Origin of the sequence: Pseudomonas sihuiensis, assembly GCF_900106015.1 — a bacterium.
GTDB classification, from domain to species: Bacteria; Pseudomonadota; Gammaproteobacteria; order Pseudomonadales; family Pseudomonadaceae; genus Aquipseudomonas; species Aquipseudomonas sihuiensis.
This window is the reverse complement of sequence record NZ_LT629797.1, coordinates 2,008,537-2,027,652: the sequence shown is the minus strand read 5'-3', so window position 1 is coordinate 2,027,652 and position 19,116 is coordinate 2,008,537. Positions and strand designations below refer to the sequence as shown.

Sequence of the window (19,116 nt, the reverse complement as noted above, 5' to 3'; positions counted from 1 at the left end):
ACACGCCATAACCAACCAAGCGGCACCTGACTGGTGCCGCCTCTGTTCTTGTTAGCTGTCTGCTACCAGCAGATGCCTTCCTTGTTGGCCTGGGTGGCATGCGCCATGAACCCCACGAGATCGACGATCTGTTTGTCGTCGCCGACGCTGTTCATGACCTCGGCGAAGCGCTGTTCGCCATTGCCGATGATCAGTACATCGGATTGCGAGACCACCTCATCGAGCTCCTTGCACAGCAGCGAGGAAACGTGAGGGATCTTCGATTCGATGTATTCCTTGTTCGCGCCGAACACGCGGGCGTACTCGACGTTGCTGTCGAAAATACGCAGCTCATAGCCTTTGCCGATCAGCATTTCGGCCAGCTCGACCAGGGGGCTTTCACGCAGGTCGTCGGTGCCGGCCTTGAAGCTCAGGCCCAGCAGGCCGATGCGGCGCTTGTCGTAGTGAGTGACGATGTCGAAGGCTTTCTTCACCTGGGCGGCGTTGCTACGCATCAGCGAGCTGATCAGCGGTGTTTCCACGTCCAGGCTGCCGGCGCGGTAGGAGAGGGCGCGCACATCCTTGGGCAGGCAGGAGCCGCCGAAGGCGAAGCCGGGCTTCATGTAGTACTTGGAGAGATTGAGCTTGTGATCCTGGCAGACCACATCCATCACTTCGCGGCCGTCGACGCCGGCTGCCTTGGCGATGTTGCCGATCTCGTTGGCGAAGGTGACCTTGGCCGCGTGCCAGACGTTGCAGGTGTACTTGATCATCTCCGCCACTTCGATGGACTTGCGGATGATCGGAGCGTCCAGCTCGCTGTACAGCTCCTGCAGCAGGTCGCCGGACTGTTCGTCCAGTTCACCGATAACGGTCATGGCCGGGAAGTCGTAATCCTTGATGGCGGTACTTTCACGGAGGAATTCCGGGTTGGTGGCCACGCCGAAATCGACACCGGCTTTCTTACCGGACGCTGCTTCGATCAGGGGGATCACCACGTTCTTTACCGTGCCCGGCAGGACCGTACTGCGCACGACTACGGTGTGACGTTCCTGCTTGTCGCGCAGGGCGGCACCGATCTGCTTGCATACCGATTCCATGTAGCCGAGGTCGAGGTCGCCATTGCGCTTGCTCGGCGTACCCACGGCAATGAAGGACAGCTCGCTGGCCAGTACTGCGGCGCCCACATCGGTGGTGCCACGCAGCAGGCCGGAGTTGACGCCGGCTTCGAGCAGTTCGGCGAGGCCGGGTTCGACGATGGGGGACTTGCCTTGATTGATCAGGTCGATCTTGGTTTGCGATACGTCGACGCCGATGACCTCATGGCCGCGAGCCGACAAGCAACCGGCGCATACGGCGCCCACATAACCCAATCCAAAGATGCTGATTCGCATAGATCCCTCTCTCATATAATTGAGCTGGCCGATTTGAACTGGCCAACATCCGTGTTCATTAAGTACGCCACTAAGATTGCGTAATGGTTACTGCAATCGAATGGCGTGCTCGAATTGGCGCGGATACTAAGTTGGCTGTTTTGGCATTTCAAGCAAAACGTGAACCAAAAGTTATGAATTGTGTATCGATCACTTCCTTTAATATTTTTTCTAGTTAAAACAGTTACTTATAATTGCTATTTTTTAGGCGCCAAAAAATAGTTACAGCTTTTTAGTGTGTTATTTTTATGGCGCCATAAAAACATTATCTTTTGTGCTTAGTTGTATGGCACTGGAGTAAGACCCTGCTCGTAAGTTGTGCATAAGAGCGCTGTGCTGTTCTCAACGTCACGAGAGAGGGTGCTGATCAGCCGTCATGCGAGCGTGCTGGGGGATTTCTGGCGGGGGCGAGAGCTGCCAGGGAAGTGTCTTCGCTCTGTGAAATATGCCGCGCAATTGAGGCTTGGCACATTGCCACTGCCTGGACTACTCTCCGGTTACCGGGCTAACGAAGTGGCCAACAGGCAGGATGCCGACCCCATACACTTCGTTAGCTCGGTGTTTCTTCCTTGCGCTGGCCAATGCCAAGCGAGTGGAAAAGCAAAGCCCTCCGAGAGAGGGCTTTGTCGTTTCTGCAAGACGCCTTGCGCGTCTGCTGTCTGTTAAAAGCATCCCTGCTGCCTTTCCATTCCCGCCCTAAGCATCGTTGCTGGTTAGCCTAGGCGATATCTGGCGTTTTGCCATGTATTCCTGGGCGGTTCGGCGTCAGCTGGTGCGCTGCACCTGCGCCCTGTCGGGTTTGGCGGCGATCAGATGCTCCGGCAGGTCGAGCAGGTCGGTGTCGTAGGTCTCCAGCGGCGGTGGACGCCGCTCGAAGCGGGCACCGAGTACCAGCAGGCAAGGCGTCAGCAGCAGGGTCAGCACGGTGGCGAAGGCCAGGCCGCCAGCGATGGCGCTCGACAGTTGCGTCCACCACTGCGTCGAGGGGGCGCCGAAGCCGAGGCTCGGGGTCACCAGGTCGACGTTGATGCTGAGCACCATGGGCATCAGCCCGAGGATGGTGGTCACGGCAGTCAGCAGCACCGGTCGCAGGCGCAGGCTGCCGGTTTCCAGCGCCGCTTCACGCGGTTCCAGGCCCTGGCGACGCAACTGGTTGTAGGTGTCGATCAGGATGATGTTGTTGTTCACCACGATGCCGGCCAGGGCGATCAGGCCCATGCCGACCATGACGATGCCGAACGACTGGCCATTGACCAGCAGACCCATCAGCACGCCAGCGGTGGACAGGACGATGGCTGACAGTACCAGCGCTGCCTGGTAGAGGCTGTTGAACTGGGTCACCAGGATGATCGCCATGAGGAAGATGGCGACGACGAAGGCGGTCATCAGGAAGGTGGCCGCCTCGCGTTGGTCGGCATCCTCGCCGGCGAACTTCACCTTGACCTCGGCCGGTACATCGCCGAGCGCTTCGCGCAACGCCTTGAGGCGTTCGTCCAGGCGCGCACCTTCGGCCAGGTCGGCCTGCAGGGTGATGGTGCGGTCACCATCGACGCGGCGCAGGGTGCCGACCTTGGGCGCAGGCTGCAGGTCGACGAAGTTGCTCAGCGGCACCTGGCCGGCCGGTGTGTTGAGGGTCAGGCGGCCGAGTTGGTCGAGCGAGCGCCAGTTACCGGGCAGGCGCACACGGATGTCCACTTCGTCGGTGGCATCCTCGGGGCGGTAGGTCGCCAGTTTCAGGCCGTTGGTGATCATCTGCACCGCGTTGCCGACGCTGAGTACGTCCGCGCCGAAGCGCGCGGCGGCCTCGCGGTCGACCTTGATCCGCCACTCGATGCCGGGCAGGGCGCGGTCGTCCTCGATATCGGCGAAGCCGCCGAGCTTGTGCATTTCCCCGCGGATACGCTCGACCCACTGCTCGCCCAGTGCAGGGTCCAGTGAGCTGATCTGCAGTTTCACCGGTTTGCCGTCGGTGGGGCCCTGTTCCTGCTTGCGGAACTCCAGCACCACGCCGGGAATGCCGGCGGTGCGCTGGCTCATTTCGGCGAGGATGTCCTTGGCCGGGCGGCGCTGGTGCCAGTCGACGAACTGAAATTGCAGGGTGCCGATTACGTCGGCGCCGAGTTGGCCTTGCTGGCCTTCCGGCTGGGCCAGGGAGCGCGCATACAGCGCCTTGACCTCACGCATGCCGATCACCTGCTTTTCCACCTGCTGGAGCAGGGCGTCCTTCTCCTGCACAGATAGATCGCCGCGTGCGCGCAGCCAGATCTGCGCGCTTTCCGGTTCGACGTCGGGGAAGAATTCCACGCCATGGTTGAAGCGCCCGTAACCGACGTAGATCAGGGCGATCAGCGCCAGCATGCCGAGCAGGGTCAGCCCCGGGCGCTTGAGCAGCGTCGCCAGCAGATTGCGGTAGGCGTTGCCGGCGCGGCTGGCGCTGGGGGGCTGTGGGCGCGCCTGGCCGCCAGTGACGGCGCCGAGCACCGGCAGAAATACCAGGGCCATGGCCAGCGAGGCCAACAGGCAGAGAATCACGGTGGCCGGCAGGTACTTCATGAACTGGCCGACCACGCCGGGCCAGAACAGCAGTGGTAGGAACACCACCAGGGTGGTGGCGGTGGAGGCGATTACCGGCCAGGCCATCCGTGTCGCGGCATTGGCCCAGGCCTGGCGAGGCGTCTGGCCTTGCTGCAGGTAGCGGTCGGCGAGTTCAGAGACGACGATGGCGCCGTCGACCAACATGCCAGCCACCAGAATCAGGCTGAACAGTACGACGATATTGAGGGTGAAGCCGAGCATCCAGATCAGCAGGATGCCGCTGAGGAAGGCGCCGGGAATGGTCAGGCCGACCAGCAGCGCCGAACGCATGCCCATGCTCGCCACCACCAGGATCAGTACCAGGACGATGGCGGTAAGCACGTTGTTGAGCAGGTCGCCGAGCATGTTCTGCACTTCCTGCGACTGATCCATGATGTAGCTGACTTCCACACCTGGCGGCAGCAGGGGCTTGGCTTGCTCCATCAGTGCCTTGACCTGATCGATGGTCTCGATGATGTTGGCGCCGCTGCGCTTGGCCACTTCCAGCACGATAGCCGGCTGGCCGTTGATACGGGCGAAGCCGGTCGGGTCCTTGAAGGTGCGGCGGATGGTGGCGACGTCGGCGAAGGTGACCACGCTGTCGCCGACCACCTTGATCGGCATGCGCATCACGTCTTCGAGGTCTTCGATGACCCCAGGCACTTTCATGCTCATGCGGCCGGCGCCGGTGTCCAGGCTACCGGCGGCGACCAGACGGTTGTTGCGGCTGACCAGGTTGAACAGCTCGTTGTAATCGATGCCGTAGCTGTCGAGCACTTGCGGGTCGACGACGATTTCCAGCAGGTCTTCACGGTCGCCGCCAATGGTCACCGAGAGCACCTCGGCGATGCCTTCCACGTTCTCCTTCAGGCGCCGGGCGATATACACCAGCTCGGTTTCGGCGATGGGGCCGGACAGGCCCACCGACAGCACCGGGAACAGCGCCACATTGACTTCGGTGACAGTCGGCTCGTCGGCCTCTTCAGGCAGCTTGCTGCGCGCGGTATCGACCTTCTCGCGCACGTCGGCCAGCGCTACCTTGGCGTCGAAGCCGGCGTCGAATTCCAGGGTCACCGAGGCATGGCCCTCATTGGACACCGAGCGCATTTCCTTGACGCCCTCCAGGCTGCGCAGCTCCTGTTCCAGCGGGCGCACCAGCAAACGCTCACCGTCTTCCGGGCTGATGCCTTCGAGGGTCACCGAGACGTAGATGATGGGAATTGCCACATCCGGGTTGGACTCCTTGGGCATGGCAATGTAGGCCACCAGCCCGCCACAGAGCAGGAACAGCAGGATCAGGATGGTGGTGCGGCTGCGGTCGAGTGCGGCGGCAATCAGTGTATGCATCTCAACTGCCCTCGGCGGCGAGTTGAACCATCACCTGCTGGCCGGGCTGGACGAAGCCCTGGCCAAGGGTGATCAGCGCTACCTTCGGCGGCAGGCCGCTGACCCAGGCGCCTTGGTTGTCGACGCTGATCAGCTCGACCTGAGTGAACTCCACGCGCTGTGCGTCGTTGACCCACTTGACGCCGTGGCGGCCGTTTTCATCCAGGCTGAGCAGGGCAGGGGACAGGCGATGGGCCATGCTCTCACCGGTCTGGATATGCAGGGTGGCGCTGGCCCCGGCCAGGCGCAAGCCGTTCGGGTTGTCTACCTTGACCTCGATACGGAAGCTGCGCGAGCCCGGGTCGGCGGCCGCGGCAATAAAGTGCAGCTCGCCTTGCAGCGTGCGGCCATCGAGCAGTTCAATGTTTACCAGTTGCCCCAGTTCGAGCTGGGTCACCTGCTGTTGGGCGATCTGTGCGCTGACCTTGAGGCGGTCGATGTCCACCAGGGTCAGCAGACTTTGACCGGGCTGGACGAAATCGCCCAGCTCGACCATGCGCTGGTCATAGATGCCGGCGAATGGCGCTTTCACCTTGGTGTTGCGCAGTTGCAGGCGGGCGCTGTCGAGTTCGGCGCGGGCCTTGGCCAGCTCGCTCTCCAGACGCATCAGCTCGTTGGCCGACACCAGGCTGCGTTCGCGCAGGCGCTTGGCGGCGGTGACCTCACTCTGACGCTGGCGCACATCGGCCTCGCTGCGTGCGACCTGCGCCGGGCGGTCATCCGGCGAAATGCTCAGCAGCAGTTGATCGGCGGCGACGCGGTTGCCCTTGTCCTGATCCAGCTTCTGCACGTTGCCGCTGACCTGGGCGCGCAATTCAACCCGGCGCCAGGCTTCGATCTGCCCCTGCACCACATGCTGGCGTTGCATGGGTTGCGCTTCCAGCCATTGAATTTCGACGCGCGCCAGATCGTTGGTGGTGGCGGGTTGGTCGGGCTCGACATCGTCGCGAGCGACGAAACGATCGCCGCTGAACAGCCAGGCCAGCAGCAGGACGGCGATGACGATGGCGATGATCCAGGGACGCTTGCTGAGTCGGGCGAACATGTGGGTTTACTCGCTGAGTGCAGGCGCTGCGTGCAGCGCGGCGGCCTGGCCTTGCAGGCCGGCAATGATGAAATCGGTGACGCGCTGGAAATAGGCGTCCAGCTCGATGGGTTCGGCCCAATGGGCGAAGCCGCCGGAGGCGATGCGGGCCATCACGCCGTTGACGCAAGCCTCCACGCCCCACAGCAGGCGTTGGCAATCAGTGGGGGAGAGTTGCAGTTCGCTGAAGCTGCCTTGCAGCAGTTGGTTGAACAGCGCCATGTACTGACCTTCCAGCTCGAGGAACTGTTCACGGTAGGGCGCGTCCAGGCGTTCCTGGAAGGCGGGGCGGTCGCACAGCAGGCAGAGTTGGGCTTGCAGTGGGTCGGCCAGCAGTTGTTCGAAGGCGCGACGAATCACATGGCGCATGGCTTCGCGAGGCGGCGCCTGGTTTGCGGTCTCACGCAGTTCGCTCAGATGCTGGCGCGAGCAGTCCAGCACCAGACGCGCGTAGAGCGCCTCCTTGCTGGAAAAGTGCTTGTACACCGTGCCCTTGCCAATGCCGGCGTGACGGGCCACCTCGGCGATGGTGACGCGATCCCAGGATTGTTCCTGAAATAGCTGGCGAGCGGATTGCAGCAGGGCGTTTTCCCGTTGCTGGAAGAGTTGATCCTGGTAGCGCATGGGCTTTCCGCGAAGAGTTGTGACCGGTGGTCATGCTATGACTGTTGGTCACAATGCGGCAAGGCGGGAGTTGTAACAAGGCAATTGGCGGGTAGCCGTTCACTGCCTCATTCGCCGCGAGGCGGGGCTCCCACAAGGATGTAGGAGCCCCGCCCCGGGGCGAAGCTTCTAACCCACCAGGCGATGAAACGCGTTGCGCCGATGGCGGGTTACGCCGCAACAGACATTGCGGGGGGGGGGGGGGGGGGGGATTGCGGAAGGTGGCTGGCGGCTAACCCGCCCTACGACATTCGCTCGATCCTTGCCCCGTGAGGCGACGCTCAGCGCGCCACGCTGACGCCTTCGAGGCTGGCGAAGGAGGTGTCCTTGGCGGTGAGCAGGAAGTCGCGCATGAATGGCGCGTCGAGCATGTCGGTGCGAATCGCCGCGTAGAGTGTGGCGAACAGCCCTTTTTCGCCCAGGCGCTTGGCCGTCACATAACCGCGTGAGCTGTATTCGTGCAGCGCCCAGTTGGGCAGGCCGCAGACGCCGCGGCCGCTGGCCACCAGCTGCATCATCATCACCGTCAGCTCGGAGGTGCGTACCTGGGCGGGTTCCACATCCGCAGGCTCAAGGAAGCGGGTAAAGATATCCAGGCGGTCGCGCTCTACCGGGTAGGTGATCAGCGTCTCCGTGGCCAGGTCTTCTGGCCTGATGCAGGCCTTGCTGGCCAGTGGGTGCTGGTTGGCCACCGCCAGCATGGCTTCGTAGGTGAACAGCGGTACATAGGTGATGCCGGGCAGTTCCAGTGGGTCCGAAGTCACCACCAGGTCCAGATCGCCCCGGGCCAGCGCGGGCAGCGGGGCGAAGGAGAAGCCCGAGGCCAGGTCCAGTTCCACCTCCGGCCAGGCGTCGCGGAACTGATCGATGGTCGGCATCAGCCACTGGAAGCAGCTGTGGCATTCGATGGCCATGTGCAAGCGGCCAGCGGTGCCACCGGCCAGGCGCGCCAAATCACGCTCGGCACCGCGCAGCAGGGGCAGGGTGGCGTCGGCCAGTTGCAGCAGACGCAGGCCGGCGCTGGTGAAGCGCACGGGTTTGGTCTTGCGCACGAACAGCTGCATGCCCAGACGCTCTTCCAGCTCCTTGAACTGGTGCGAAAGGGCCGACTGGGTCAGGTGCAGGCGCTCGGCGGCTTCCACCAGGCTGTCGGTCTCGCGCAGGGCGTGCAGGGTTTTCAGGTGGCGTAGCTCGAGCATGGCGGTTCTCTAAAAGGTTTCACTCATCCAGTGGCGTGTCTGGATGAAAATGGTTCATACAGCCTACATGAGCAAATCTTTAGATCAAGACGAAAATCTTGAGTTTGTCTCACTCGGTGTCGATGCCGAGAATGGCGCCATCTCGATTGATTCTGGAGTTTCACGACATGGCCCTGTCCCATTCCCTCGGTTTCCCGCGCATCGGCCGCGACCGCGAACTGAAGAAAGCCCTCGAAGCCCACTGGCAAGGTGAGCTGGACGAAGCCGGCTTGCGCGCCGTCGGCCAGCGTCTGCGCGCCGAGCACTGGCAATTGCAGAAGGATGCCGGCATCGATCTGCTGCCGGTGGGCGATTTCGCCTGGTACGACCAGGTGCTCAGTCATTCGCTGGCCTTTGGCGTCATCCCCGAGCGTTTCCGTCCGGCTACCGGCAAGCCGACGCTGGATACCCTGTTCGCCATGGCGCGTGGAGCCGTTGCAAACAAGAGCAGCGGTACTTGCTGTGGCGGCGCCCACGCCCAGGAGATGACTAAATGGTTCGATACCAACTACCACTACCTGGTGCCGGAGTTCAGCGCGGATCAGCAGTTCGCCCTGAGCTGGGAGCAACTGTTCGAGGAAGTGGCTGAGGCGCATGCTCTCGGGCACAAGGTCAAACCGGTGCTGATCGGACCACTGACTTACTTGTGGCTGGGCAAGGTCAAGGGAGGCGACTTCGACAAGCTGGAGCTGCTCGAAAGTCTGCTGCCGGTCTATGGCGAGATCTTCCAGCGTCTGGCCGCGCAGGGCGTGGAATGGGTGCAGATCGACGAGCCGATTTTGGTGCTGGATTTGCCGCAAGAGTGGAAGAACGCTTTCGAGCGCGCCTACAACCTGATCCAGCGCGAGCCGTGCAAGAAGCTGATCGCCACCTACTTTGGCGGCCTGGAAGACAACCTCGGTCTGGCCGCCAACCTGCCTGTAGATGGCCTGCATATCGACCTGGTACGTGCGCCGGAGCAGTACCCGACCATTCTCGACCGTCTGCCGGCTTATAAAGTGTTGTCGCTGGGCGTGGTCAACGGGCGCAACGTCTGGCGCTGCGATCTGGAGAAAGCCCTTGAGGTGCTGCGCCACGCTCACGAGCGTTTGGGCGACCGGCTGTGGGTCGCGCCGTCCTGCTCGCTGCTGCACAGCCCGGTGGACCTGATGCGCGAAGACCAGCTCGATGCCGAGCTGAAAGGCTGGCTGGCTTTTGCCGTGCAGAAATGTCAGGAGGTCGCATTGCTCGGTAAGGCCCTGGAGGTGCCGGAAGACGCTTCTGTGCATGCCGCCTTGCAAGCGAGCCGCTCAGTACAGGCTGCTCGTGCGGCTTCAGGGCGTATTCACAAACCCGAGGTGCAGGCCCGTCTGGCGGCGATTCGTCCGCGTCATGCCCAGCGCCAGTCGGCGTTCGCCGAGCGCATCGAACAACAGCGTGAGTGCCTGCAACTGCCATTGTTGCCGACCACCACCATCGGCTCCTTCCCGCAGACCTCGGCGATTCGCCTGGCGCGGCAGTCGTTCAAGCAGGGCAAGCTGAGTGCGGCCGAATACACCGAGGTCATGCAGAGTGAAATTCGCCAGGCGGTACAGGTGCAGGAGCGCCTGGGGCTGGACGTGCTGGTGCATGGCGAGGCCGAGCGCAACGATATGGTCGAGTACTTTGCCGAACAACTCGATGGCTATGCCTTCACCCGCTTCGGCTGGGTGCAGAGTTACGGCTCACGTTGCGTCAAACCGGCGGTGATCGTTGGCGACCTGAGCCGACCCAAGGCCATGACGGTGGAATGGATCAAGTACGCCCAGGGTCTGACCGACAAGGTGATGAAGGGCATGCTGACCGGCCCGGTGACCATGCTGATGTGGTCGTTCCCGCGCGAGGACGTGTCACGTGAAGTGCAGGCGCAGCAACTGGCGCTGGCGATTCGTGACGAAGTGGTGGATCTGGAGGCAGCCGGTATCAAGATCATCCAGATCGACGAGGCGGCGTTTCGCGAAGGGTTGCCGTTACGTCAGGCCGCCTGGCAGCACTACCTGGACTGGGCCACCGAGGCCTTCCGCCTCACCGCCAGCGGTGTGCGTGACGAAACCCAGATCCACACTCATATGTGCTACAGCGAGTTCAACGATGTGATCGAGGCCATCGCGGCGATGGATGCCGACGTGATCACCATCGAGACGTCGCGTTCGGACATGGAGTTGCTGGAGGCCTTCGAGCGCTTCGATTATCCCAACGAGATCGGCCCGGGCGTCTACGACATCCACTCGCCACGGGTGCCGGACAGCGCCGAGATGGTCGGGTTGTTGCGCAAGGCGGCGCGGCGTATCCCGCTCGAACGCCTGTGGGTCAACCCCGATTGCGGCCTGAAAACCCGCGCCTGGCCGGAAACCGAGGCGGCGTTGGTGAACATGGTGGCCGCCGCCAGGCAGTTGCGCGCCGAGCTGGCCTGATTCCCCGGGAGTGGTCGCGGCTGAAGCCCCTCCTACGGATAGGTAGGAGGGGCGCTCGCGACGCTCTGGATCGCACTTCTGGTCACCGTCTGGGCAACCGTTCGTCCCCCTTCATCAAACTGTCACGCTTGTGTGGCAGCGCCGTCGAACGATTTTCACCAGAATCGCGTTTCAGTGGGGTTCTGCGTTTCTGGTGTTTTCATGCGTGCATTCATTTTCCTGGCCGCTTTGCTGTGCGGTCTGCAGGCTTTTGCAGCCAATCATTGCGACTTGTCCGAGCCGACTCGCTATGTGGATGTCGGTGAGGTGCGTCTGGCTTATCAAAGCATCGGCAGTGAGCGCGACCCGGCGCTGCTGCTGGTGATGGGGCTGGGCGGACAGTTGATCCACTGGCCTGACGAGGTGGTCGAACGCCTGTGTCAGCAGGGCTTTCGCGTCGTGCGCTTCGACAATCGCGATGTCGGGCTGAGCACCTGGCGGCGGCCTGCGCCGAACATCAACCTGCCGTACGAAGTGCTGCGCTATCGCCTGGGGCTGTCGCTTGGTGCGCCTTATCACCTGCGTGACATGGCCGGTGATGCTATGGGGCTGATGGACCAGCTCGGTGTCGAGCGCTTCCATGTTCTGGGCGCAAGCATGGGTGGCATGATCGCGCAGCATTTGGCAGACCTGGCGCCGCAGCGCGTTCTCAGTCTGACGCTGGTGATGACCAGTTCGGGTGCGCAAGGATTGCCCGCGCCCAGCGATGCGTTGGTGGCGTTGCTGGCAAGGCGTGAGGCCGGTAGTCGCGAGGCTGCACTGCAACAACAGGCGGACTTGCTGGCGGCCCTCGGTAGCCCGACGGTGCATGATGATCGTGCCTTGCTCTTGCATCAGGCTGAACAGGCCTATGACCGCGCTTTCAATCCCGAAGGCGTGCAGCGTCAGCTGCTGGCGATTCTTGCCGAGTCGAGCCGCGTCGAGTTGCTCAATCGCCTGAACGTGCCGACGCTGGTGGTGCACGGCACGGCCGACCCGCTATTGCCGGTAATGCATGGGGTACACGTGGCTGCGCATATCAAGGGCTCCGAACTCAAGTTGATTCCGGGCCTGGCGCATCGCTTTCAGGATGCCTTCAAGGAGCCTTTGCTGGCCGCAGTGCTGCCGCATCTCGCGGCGCATCGGGGGGATTTGGGCTTGGCGCGTCTGTAGGTGGGAGCGCTCAAAGCTCCTGATTGTGCTTGATCGCTTCGCGGCGTTGCAGGTTGTCGATGTGCTCGCTGCTATGACGCATCAGCTTGTCGGCCATGACCATGCGCTCGATATAGCGCACGATGCTCTGTTCGGCGTCGTGACGGGAGAGGTAGGGGCCCTCCAGCGTGCCTTCGCGAGTGGCGAAGAAATACTGGCCGTTGACGGCGCTGACGCGTGAGCTGCGGTAATGCGTGCCCGGTTGGGGGTCGACGGTGCGTTGGCCGAACATGGCGGGGACTCCATCTGCAGGTGCTGGATAACCTGAGTCTACTGTGGCCAATGCGGCCTGCTTGGCAAAACGACAGATGGTAGATTTTGGCGGCTTGTTAGAGGCTTTTAGCGGATTTTATGGATTATTGGCGCCGGTCGGCTGGCGTTTCTGGGTTGCCGATCAGTACAGTTTCGCTCGGCAACTGTGCTGAACTGTTGCTGTGTCGGTGTGGTGGCCTCTCCTAGAATGCTCTGCTGCGGTCGACATGCTCTGTTGGCTGCCTGCCAGAGGTTGCCATGCACATTTCTTCCGGCCGTTGGATGTACGGCCTGCTGCTCGCCCTGATCACGTCCGTGCTCTGGGGCATCCTGCCGATCAAGCTGAAAGAAGTCCTGCAGGTGATGGACCCGGTAACGGTCACCTGGTATCGCCTGGCCGTGTCCGGTTCTCTGCTGTTTGCCTATCTCGCTGCGAGTCGCCGGTTGCCGCGTTTTCGGCCGCTGGGACGCAAGGGCGGTTGGCTGCTGGCGCTGGCTATCGGCGGGCTGACGGCCAACTACGTGCTGTATCTGGTCGGACTCAATCTGCTCAGCCCCGGGACCACGCAACTGGTGATCCAGGTGGCGCCGATCCTGTTGCTGATCAGCAGCCTGTTCGTCTTTCGCGAGCGCTTCAGCCTGGGCCAGGCGATTGGCCTGATGGTGATGCTGCTGGGCTTCGGCCTGTTCTTCAACCAGCGCCTGGGTGAGCTGCTGACCTCGCTGACCACCTATACCACCGGCGTGCTGACCGTGCTGGCGGCTGCCTTTGTCTGGACCTTCTACGGCCTGGCGCAGAAGCAACTGTTGACCCTGTGGAGTTCGGTGCAGGTGATGATGGTCATCTACCTGGCCTGCGCGCTGTTGCTGACGCCCTGGGCGCAGCCGCTGCAAGCGCTGCAACTGAGCCCGCTGCAAGGTTGGCTGCTGCTGGCTTGCTGCCTGAATACCCTGGTCGCCTACGGCGCTTTCGCCGAGGCGCTGGCGCACTGGGAGGCCTCGCGGGTCAGCGCGACTCTGGCGCTGACACCGCTGGTGACTTTCGTCTCTGTGGCCCTGGCCTCGACCTGGTGGCCGGACCACGTGCTACCCGAACAGGTCAACTGGATCGCCTACGCCGGCGCCGTGGTGGTGGTGCTCGGCTCGGCGCTCACCGCGCTCGGCCCATCGTTGCTGGCCGCTTGGCGGGCGCGCAGGGCAGGGCGTTAATCCAGCGGCAGCTCGGTGGTGCGCTTGACCTCGCTCATGGCGATATGTGAGTGCGCCTCGTGCACATGCGGGCGCTGCAGCAGGTGGTCACGCAGGAAGCGCTCGTAGTCGGCGATGTCCTTGGCCACCACCTTGAGCAGGTAGTCCGAGCCGCCGGCCATGCTGTAGCACTCCAGCACTTGCGGGTAGCCGACCACGGCCCGCTCGAACTCATCCAGATTGCCGCGGCCGTGTGCCGACAGCTTGATGTCGACGAACACCGTGATGCCGAAGCCCAGGCGCTTATGGTTGAGCAGGGCGACCTTGCGTTCGATCAATCCCTCTTCCTGCATGCGGTTGATGCGCCGCCAGCAGGGTGACTGCGACAGCTCGACCTTTTCCGCCACCTCGGCGGCAGAGAGGTCGGCATCGTGTTGCAGCAGGCGGAGAATCCGGCGGTCGATGGGGCTGAGTTTGTCCTGCATGATTGTTTCCAAATTATTGTGATTGTTGGAAGGATCATGCGGAGTATCGCCTTCGCTACTGGAAAATAGAAAGAAAAAAGCGGAACCCTCCAGTCATGCTTTAGGCAAATCCGTCGCGGTGATCCTGCGGCAGGACTCAACGGAGCGTGTCTACCGTCGCGCTCTATGTGCTCGCCATAACAATAAAAGGAGCGCGCCATGTCACTGGCCGAAATCCGCCTGGATGACAAATATCGCCTCGCTACTGGTCACCTCTACCTGACCGGCACTCAGGCGCTCACCCGCCTGCCCATGCTGCAGAAGCAGCGTGATGCCGCCTTCGGACTCAATACCGCCTGCTTCATCTCCGGCTATCGCGGCTCGCCCCTGGGCGGTCTGGACAAGAGCCTGTGGGATGCGCGCGAGTACCTGAAGGAAAACCACATCCACTTCCAGCCCGGCGTCAACGAGGAGCTGGGCGCCACAGCGGTGTGGGGCAGCCAGCAGGCCAACCTGTTTCCTGGTGCGCGCTACGACGGCGTCTTCGCCATGTGGTACGGCAAGGGGCCGGGCGTTGATCGCAGTGGTGACGTGTTCAAGCACGGCAACTCGGCCGGTGTTTCCAAGCATGGCGGCGTGCTGGTGTTGGCCGGTGACGACCATGGTTGCAAATCCTCGACCATCGCCCACCAGAGCGAGCATGCCTTCATCGCCGCGTCGATGCCGGTGCTCAACCCGGCCAACGTTCAGGAAGTGCTGGACTACGGCATCATCGGCTGGGAGCTGTCGCGCTACAGCGGCTGCTGGGTAGCGCTGAAGACCATCGCCGAGAACGTCGACTCCTCGGCCGTGGTGGACGTCGATCCACTGCGTATCCAGATAAAGATCCCCGAGGATTTCCAACTGCCGGAAGACGGCGTGCACATCCGCTGGCCCGATCCGCCCCTGGCCCAGGAAAAGCGCCTCAACGTCTACAAGATCTACGCCGCGCGCGCCTTCGCCCTGGCCAACAACCTCAACCAGGTCAAGCTCGATTCGCCCAACCCGCGTCTGGGCATCATCACCACCGGCAAGTCCTACCTCGACGTGCGCCAGGCCCTGGATGACCTCGGCCTGGACGAAGCACTGTGCGCCCAGGTTGGCCTGCGCGTGCTCAAGGTGGGCATGAGCTGGCCGCTGGAGCCGGTGTCGGTGCACCAGTTCGCCGAAGGCCTGGACGAAATTCTGGTGGTGGAAGAAAAACGCAGCATCATCGAAGACCAGCTCACCGGTCAGCTCTACAACTGGCCGGTGGGCAAGCGTCCGCGGGTGGTCGGCGAGTTCGATGAACAGGGTAATTCGCTGCTGCCCAACTTGGGCGAATTGACTCCGGCGATGATCGCCCGGGTGATCGCCAAGCGCCTGGCGCCGATCTACAGCAGCCCGACCATCGAAGAGCGCCTGGCCTTCCTCGATGCCAAGGAAAAGGCCCTGGCCGCGCCCAAGCACAAGACCGTGCGCACCCCGCATTTCTGCTCCGGCTGCCCGCACAACAGCTCGACCAAGGTGCCGGAGGGCAGCCGCGCCCTCGCTGGCATCGGTTGCCATTACATGACCCAGTGGATGGATCGCAGCACCGACACCTTCACCCAGATGGGCGGCGAGGGCGCCACCTGGATCGGCCAGGCGCCGTTCACCGATACGCCGCACGTGTTCCAGAACCTCGGTGACGGCACCTACTTCCACTCCGGCCATCTGGCCCTGCGCGCGGCCGTGGCCGCCGGGGTCAATATCACCTACAAGATTCTCTACAACGATGCGGTGGCGATGACCGGCGGCCAGCCCATCGACGGCGAGCTGCGCATCGACCAGCTCAGTCAGCAGGTGCATGCCGAGGGCGTCAAACGCATCGCCCTGGTCAGCGACGAGCCGGACAAGTATCCAACCCGCGCTACCTTCGCGCCGGGTGTGACCTTCCATCACCGTCGCGAACTGGACGCCGTGCAGCGCGAGCTGCGCGAGGTCAAAGGTGTGTCGGTGATCCTCTACGACCAGACCTGCGCCACCGAGAAACGCCGTCGGCGCAAGCGTGGCAAGCTGGTCGACCCGGCCAAGCGCGCCTTCATCAATCCGGCGGTGTGCGAGGGCTGCGGTGATTGCAGCGTCAAATCCAATTGCCTGTCGGTGCTGCCGCTGGAAACCGAACTGGGGCGCAAGCGCGAGATCGACCAGAGTGCCTGCAACAAGGATTTCAGCTGCCTGGAAGGTTTCTGCCCAAGCTTCGTCACCGTCCACGGTGGCAGCCTGCGCAAGCCTGAGGCCGTTGGCCTGAGCGCGCTGTTCATCGCCTTGCCGGAGCCGAAACAGCCGGCCCTGACTCGCCCCTGGAACATCCTTCTGCCCGGTGTTGGCGGTAGCGGTGTGACCACCGTTGGCGCGCTGCTGGGCATGGCCGCGCATATCGAAGGCAAGGGCTGCACCGTGCTCGACCAGGCCGGCCTGGCGCAGAAGTTCGGCCCGGTGATCACCCATATCCGCATCGCCGCGCAGCAGAGCGACATCTACGCCGTGCGTATTGCCGCCGGGGAGACCGATCTGCTGTTGGGCTGCGACCTGGTGGTGTCCTCCAGCGAGGAGGCGTTGGCCAAGCTCAACGACAAGATCGCCCATGCTGTGATCAACAGCCATGAAGCGGCCACTGCCGAGTTCACCCGCAACCCGGACGCCCAGGTGCCCGGCGCTGCCATGCGCGAGGCGATCAGCGAGGCGGTGGGCGAGGGCAAGACTCGCTTCGTCGACGCCACCCGCCTGGCCACTCGTCTGCTCGGCGATAGCATCGCCACCAACCTGTTCATGCTCGGCTACGCATACCAAAAAGGATTGGTGCCGGTATCGGCCGAGGCGATCAACAAGGCCATCGAACTCAACGGAGTGGCTATCGAACTCAATCAGCAGGCCTTCCTCTGGGGCCGTCGCGCGGCCCATGACCTGGCCGCAGTGGAGAAAGTCGCCGCGCCTAAGGTGGTCGAGGCGCCGCATTGCAGCACGCTGGAGGAAATCGTCGCCGATCGTATGCAACGTCTGACTGCTTACCAGAGCGCGGCCTATGCCGAGCGCTACCGTGAGCTGGTCGAGCGCGTACGCAAGGTCGACACCGATGCGCAGCAGCGCCTGAGCAAGGCCGTGGCCCGCTACTACTTCAAACTCCTGGCCTACAAGGACGAGTATGAAGTAGCGCGGCTGTACAGCGATGCCACCTTCCGCAAGCAACTCGAAGCCCAGTTCGAGGGCGACTACCGGCTGCAGTTCCACCTGGCGCCGAGCTGGCTGAGCAAGCCAGATGCGGTGACTGGTGAGCCGTGCAAGCGCAGCTTCGGCCCCTGGATGCTCAAGGCGTTCGGCGTACTGGCGCGCTTCAAGTTCCTGCGAGGCAGCGTGCTCGATCCGTTCGGCCACAGTGCCGAGCGTCGCCTGGAGCGCGAGCTGATCGAGGAGTACGAAGCCAATGTGGCCTACCTGCTCGCCGAGCTCAACGCCGGTAACTACCGCACGGCGGTGGCGCTGGCCGAGATTCCCGAGCAGATCCGCGGCTACGGTCACGTCAAGGAAGCGGCGCTGGCCAAGGCGCGCGAGCAGGCGACGCAGCTCAAGGCACGCCTGACCGTCAGCGAGATCGCTGCTGTGCAGCTGTTCGAACCAGCGGCCTGACCTTTCCCATCCCCTTTGCCACCCTCTCCCGTGCGGGAGAGGGGCGGCTTTTTACATCCGAGGTAACCCGATGTCCGTCTTCACTCACGTCGACTTCGATCAGCACGAACAGGTGGTCTCACGATTCGACAAGCTCAAGAGAAATTACGAGAGCGTGGTGGCCATGGCCTGAGCCTTCCTATGGTTGCCCATGTAAAACGGCAACAGGCCCTAGGAAGTGAGCGGTGGCGACATGACAAATGCGCGTGTCGCCGCTAAGATGCGGCCCGGCCGTTGCCAATACGGCCGTGTCCCCTTAGTTCAACGGATAGAATAAGCCCCTCCTAAGGGCTAGATGCTGGTTCGATTCCAGCAGGGGACGCCAAATGATTGACTCTATCTGTCTATAGAAGTCTACGAATCCCAGTAAAGCCGGCCACTTGAGCCGGCTTTGTTGTATCCGGCTGTCTACTATTGTCTCTGTACATATCCACGTTTTAGGAAGACGTTTAGGGATACGCCGGTTCGATAAGGGTACGTATTCCTATGGTACGCCCAGTCACCCCTCTGACAGATTCCAAGTGTGAGGCTGCCAAGCCGCGCGAGAAGGAATACAAGCTGTTCGATGGTCAGGGCCTGTACCTGGTGGGCGCCACGGCCACCCGCAAGAGTGCCCACCGGCCCGCCTTGCCACTGGATCGCCTACCCGAGCTGCTGCAGCGTATCAAGGCCGATTCCGGCCGGGCGCTGACCCGGCATGCGGTATCGCTCACCCTGCTGGTGTTTATCCGCTCCAGCGAGCTGCGTTTTGCCCGTTGGAGTGAGATCGACACCGTCCGGGCCATGTGGGAGATACCCGGCCAGCGCGAGGCCATCGAGGGCGTCAAGTTCTCCCACCGCGGCGCCAAGATGGGGACTCCGCACCTGGTACCGCTGAGCCGCCAGACACTGGAGCTGCTGGAGCAGGTACGCCAGCTTACCGGCCGTTTCGATCTGGTGTTCCCCGGCGACCACTACCACCACAAGCCCATGAGCGAGAACACCATCAACAAGGCCCTGCGCCGTATGGGTTATGACACCAAGGTGGATCTGTGCGGCCACGGCTTTTGCACTATGGCCTGTTCCGCCTTGGTGGAGTCGGGGCTATGGTCGAAGGATGCCGTTGAAAGGCAGATGAGCCACCAAGAGCGCGACACGGTGCGTGGCGCCTACATCCACAAGGCAGAGCACCTGCAGGAACGCCGGCTGATGTGCCAGTGGTGGGCCGACTACCTCGATGCCAACCGGCAGCAGCACGTCACCTCATACGATTTCGCCCACCGTTGGTAAGGGGTCGGCAACGTGGTGCCGGTCAACTTCGGCAAGTCGGTTTGAGCATGCAAACCCATACCCCTGAAAAATTCCTTGTTCTTGGTGTGATTGGTGCTCCTAGAATGCTTGGAGCCAGTAACCACGGGGCTTTCAGCGATGGAGCACAAGAGCGAACAGACAGGAACACGGGCGGCAATGAACACCTGTTGTGTTCCG

Annotated in this window: 11 protein-coding genes, 1 tRNA gene and 1 pseudogene; 6 read left to right on the top strand and 7 right to left on the bottom strand. The window is 62.6% G+C overall.

Translation table 11 applies throughout. The features are described from left to right. Positions 1-62: 62 nt before the first annotated feature. The 5 genes from algD to metR form a co-directional block, all read right to left on the bottom strand. The gene (algD, locus tag BLT86_RS09615; protein WP_017679101.1) at positions 63-1,373 is read right to left on the bottom strand and encodes a GDP-mannose 6-dehydrogenase; all 1,311 of its coding nucleotides are present in this window, start codon (positions 1,371-1,373) and stop codon (positions 63-65) included. A gap of 804 nt (positions 1,374-2,177) precedes the next feature. Continuing rightward, positions 2,178-5,333: an efflux RND transporter permease subunit gene (locus BLT86_RS09610; RefSeq protein WP_092376369.1), complete on the bottom strand. Its 3,156-nt coding sequence runs from the start codon at positions 5,331-5,333 to the stop codon at positions 2,178-2,180. Between the two features lies 1 nt (position 5,334). Next, positions 5,335-6,417: an efflux RND transporter periplasmic adaptor subunit gene (locus tag BLT86_RS09605; RefSeq protein ID WP_092376366.1), complete on the bottom strand. Its 1,083-nt coding sequence runs from the start codon at positions 6,415-6,417 to the stop codon at positions 5,335-5,337. Between the two features lie 6 nt (positions 6,418-6,423). Then, positions 6,424-7,080: a TetR/AcrR family transcriptional regulator gene (locus tag BLT86_RS09600; protein ID WP_017679104.1), complete on the bottom strand. Its 657-nt coding sequence runs from the start codon at positions 7,078-7,080 to the stop codon at positions 6,424-6,426. A gap of 320 nt (positions 7,081-7,400) precedes the next feature. After that, the gene (metR, locus tag BLT86_RS09595) at positions 7,401-8,318 is read right to left on the bottom strand and encodes a transcriptional regulator MetR (protein ID WP_092376363.1); all 918 of its coding nucleotides are present in this window, start codon (positions 8,316-8,318) and stop codon (positions 7,401-7,403) included. A gap of 167 nt (positions 8,319-8,485) precedes the next feature. On the opposite strand from metR, the gene metE reads away from it, so the two are divergent. Further along, complete coding sequence (gene metE / locus BLT86_RS09590; protein WP_092376360.1) at positions 8,486-10,789, top strand: 5-methyltetrahydropteroyltriglutamate--homocysteine S-methyltransferase; 2,304 nt, start codon at positions 8,486-8,488, stop codon at positions 10,787-10,789. A gap of 201 nt (positions 10,790-10,990) precedes the next feature. Then, positions 10,991-11,980, top strand: a complete 990-nt coding sequence (locus tag BLT86_RS09585) for an alpha/beta fold hydrolase (RefSeq protein WP_084341522.1) — start codon at positions 10,991-10,993, stop codon at positions 11,978-11,980. Positions 11,981-11,990: 10 nt separating this feature from the next. Here the strand turns inward: BLT86_RS09585 and BLT86_RS09580 are convergent, their stop codons facing one another. Further along, the gene (locus BLT86_RS09580; RefSeq protein ID WP_003460676.1) at positions 11,991-12,251 is read right to left on the bottom strand and encodes a DUF6316 family protein; all 261 of its coding nucleotides are present in this window, start codon (positions 12,249-12,251) and stop codon (positions 11,991-11,993) included. Positions 12,252-12,529: 278 nt separating this feature from the next. Here BLT86_RS09580 and BLT86_RS09575 point away from each other — a divergent pair, with 278 nt between their 5' ends. Continuing rightward, the gene (locus BLT86_RS09575; protein WP_092376356.1) at positions 12,530-13,480 is read left to right on the top strand and encodes a DMT family transporter; all 951 of its coding nucleotides are present in this window, start codon (positions 12,530-12,532) and stop codon (positions 13,478-13,480) included. Here the strand turns inward: BLT86_RS09575 and BLT86_RS09570 are convergent. Then, on the bottom strand, positions 13,477-13,944 hold the full coding sequence (locus tag BLT86_RS09570) for an Lrp/AsnC family transcriptional regulator (RefSeq protein WP_092376353.1): 468 nt from the start codon (positions 13,942-13,944) through the stop codon (positions 13,477-13,479). The two genes, BLT86_RS09575 and BLT86_RS09570, sit on opposite strands and share 4 nt — an antisense overlap. A 198-nt stretch (positions 13,945-14,142) precedes the next feature. Between BLT86_RS09570 and BLT86_RS09565 the strand changes: the two genes are divergently transcribed. From BLT86_RS09565 to BLT86_RS09555, 3 genes and pseudogenes are all read left to right on the top strand, one after another. After that, positions 14,143-17,610: an indolepyruvate ferredoxin oxidoreductase family protein gene (locus BLT86_RS09565; RefSeq protein ID WP_092376350.1), complete on the top strand. Its 3,468-nt coding sequence runs from the start codon at positions 14,143-14,145 to the stop codon at positions 17,608-17,610. Positions 17,611-17,899: 289 nt separating this feature from the next. After that, a tRNA-Arg gene (locus BLT86_RS09560) sits at positions 17,900-17,974 on the top strand. A gap of 257 nt (positions 17,975-18,231) precedes the next feature. After that, a pseudogene (locus BLT86_RS09555) lies at positions 18,232-18,918 on the top strand (tyrosine-type recombinase/integrase); the annotation flags it as partial. Positions 18,919-19,116 lie beyond the last annotated feature (198 nt).

Bases quoted from the DNA above. Each gene is read 5' to 3' on its own strand.
- BLT86_RS09610 (WP_092376369.1), bottom strand. From the start codon at position 5,333: ATGCATACACTGATTGCCGCCGCACTCGACCGCAGCCGCACCACCATC.
- BLT86_RS09570 (WP_092376353.1), bottom strand. From the start codon at position 13,944: ATGCAGGACAAACTCAGCCCCATCGACCGCCGGATTCTCCGCCTGCTG.
- BLT86_RS09585 (WP_084341522.1), top strand. From the start codon at position 10,991: ATGCGTGCATTCATTTTCCTGGCCGCTTTGCTGTGCGGTCTGCAGGCT.
- metE (WP_092376360.1), top strand. From the start codon at position 8,486: ATGGCCCTGTCCCATTCCCTCGGTTTCCCGCGCATCGGCCGCGACCGC.
- BLT86_RS09600 (WP_017679104.1), bottom strand. From the start codon at position 7,080: ATGCGCTACCAGGATCAACTCTTCCAGCAACGGGAAAACGCCCTGCTG.
- BLT86_RS09575 (WP_092376356.1), top strand. From the start codon at position 12,530: ATGCACATTTCTTCCGGCCGTTGGATGTACGGCCTGCTGCTCGCCCTG.
- metR (WP_092376363.1), bottom strand. From the start codon at position 8,318: ATGCTCGAGCTACGCCACCTGAAAACCCTGCACGCCCTGCGCGAGACC.
- BLT86_RS09580 (WP_003460676.1), bottom strand. From the start codon at position 12,251: ATGTTCGGCCAACGCACCGTCGACCCCCAACCGGGCACGCATTACCGC.
- algD (WP_017679101.1), bottom strand. From the start codon at position 1,373: ATGCGAATCAGCATCTTTGGATTGGGTTATGTGGGCGCCGTATGCGCC.
- BLT86_RS09565 (WP_092376350.1), top strand. From the start codon at position 14,143: ATGTCACTGGCCGAAATCCGCCTGGATGACAAATATCGCCTCGCTACT.
- BLT86_RS09605 (WP_092376366.1), bottom strand. From the start codon at position 6,417: ATGTTCGCCCGACTCAGCAAGCGTCCCTGGATCATCGCCATCGTCATC.